1 protein-coding gene is annotated in these 1,536 nt (G+C 63.1%); it reads right to left on the reverse strand.

Annotation, left to right across the window (positions count from 1 at the left end; translation table 11 throughout):
* Positions 1-859: 859 nt before the first annotated feature.
* A partial coding sequence (locus C449_RS15675) for a rolling circle replication-associated protein (RefSeq protein ID WP_049914366.1) occupies positions 860-1,536 on the reverse strand: 677 nt, incomplete at its 5' end.

The following is a 1,536-nucleotide window of genomic DNA, read 5'->3' on the forward strand; positions in this document are numbered from 1 at the left end:
GCACGGTGGAACGCCTGAATTGGCGAAGCATAGCGGCTCTTGAGTTGTTCTAACTAGCGTCGAGTAAAGACCGCACCGCCGCCGCACCGCCACCGCACAAGATAGCCCCCTCCCGCCGGTCGGGGGCGTGCGGATCGGGCGGCCCTCGAGCCGGGTACGCCGGCTCTCGGGCAAATCAAGATCGCCCGATCCTTGCGGTGGATCGGCGCTTAGTCGTCCAGACCGAGCGTTTCCGTGAACCGTCGAAACACTTACTGACTCGGCTGAGAGAGGACAGAGCGAGGACGAACCCTCCGGCCAAGAGGTTTCCACCGGGCGATTCTGCCACAAATCGCGTCCGGTGGAATCGTCCGTCGCCCGGGCCTTCTCCGGGCATTCACTCACGTTGCGTAGCTTTGACTGCGACGAGAACGACTAGCCCCTTAAAGAATACTGACCTTTCACCCCGGCAGAACATCTACCTATCCCGATACTACCAACACGCCCACATATTGTTATTAGCAGTTCTAACCATAGCCAGACAGAACCCGAAACCGCATGACAGCGCAGGGGTCGCCGATCGCCCCGGAGTATCACCCATCACAACTTACCGCCGTCTTGCGATTCTTCCCCCTGTCGAATCCCGGCCCTATCCGTACAATCGCAGGACGGCGTAAGGATACCCCTGTCTGAACCGCCACAACTTACCGCCGTCTTGCGATTCTCCCACCACAATCACTCGCCCCTCCGCTCCCTAATCGCAGGACGGCGCAAGGGTCGCCGAAAATCGAACCGACCCCACCACCCACCACAGGGACCTATAACGGTGTCTAGGGGGACCCCACCCGGCACCTCTCACCTCGCGGTGGGACCGACCGATCTAGTCTGGTGGCGGTCCTCTATCCTCGTCGCGCCGGAAGTCTCCCGACGCAGCCGACACCCAGTCCTCGACGATCGGATCCCACGCCATCAGTGACCAGTCCTCCTCGAGCGCACTGCCGTCACGATCGTCGCCGCCCGGATCGCGTGGATCGAGATCGACGTCGGCGCTAGATCCGTACCGCCGCGACCCCGACGGCAGGAACGACAGCGAGCCACGACCGAGGTACGCACTGATGTAGTGCGCCGCGTTCCGTGCGTCCACCCGCCGGATGTCCACCACCCGGCCGAGGCCGACGCGCTCGGCCAACTGCGACAGTTCCCGCTGCGGCAGGAACCGATCCACGAGCAGGTGCAGGTGCGGCCGGTCCCGCTCGTCTCCCTCGTGCCGCACCCACAGATACGACAGGTTTGGATAGCGGTCCCTCAGTTCCGTCCTCAGCGCGTTCCACCGATCGGTGATGTACTCGTGCTTCTCCTCCTTCGACGCGGGCGCTCTGCGGTCCACTGTGAGCGTCAGGAACCGACGCATCTCCGGGCGCTCCTCCGTGATCCGTTCTATCTCCTCGATCAGTCCCATCCTCAGCCGGTGGCCGCAACACTCGCAGTCCCACGAACCGCAACGGTACGACGCCTGTTCCCCCGATTCTGTCTGGTACTTCAGGTGCGCCAAGTCCT

Source organism: Halococcus saccharolyticus DSM 5350 (genome assembly GCF_000336915.1).
Lineage (GTDB): Archaea > Halobacteriota > Halobacteria > Halobacteriales > Halococcaceae > Halococcus > Halococcus saccharolyticus.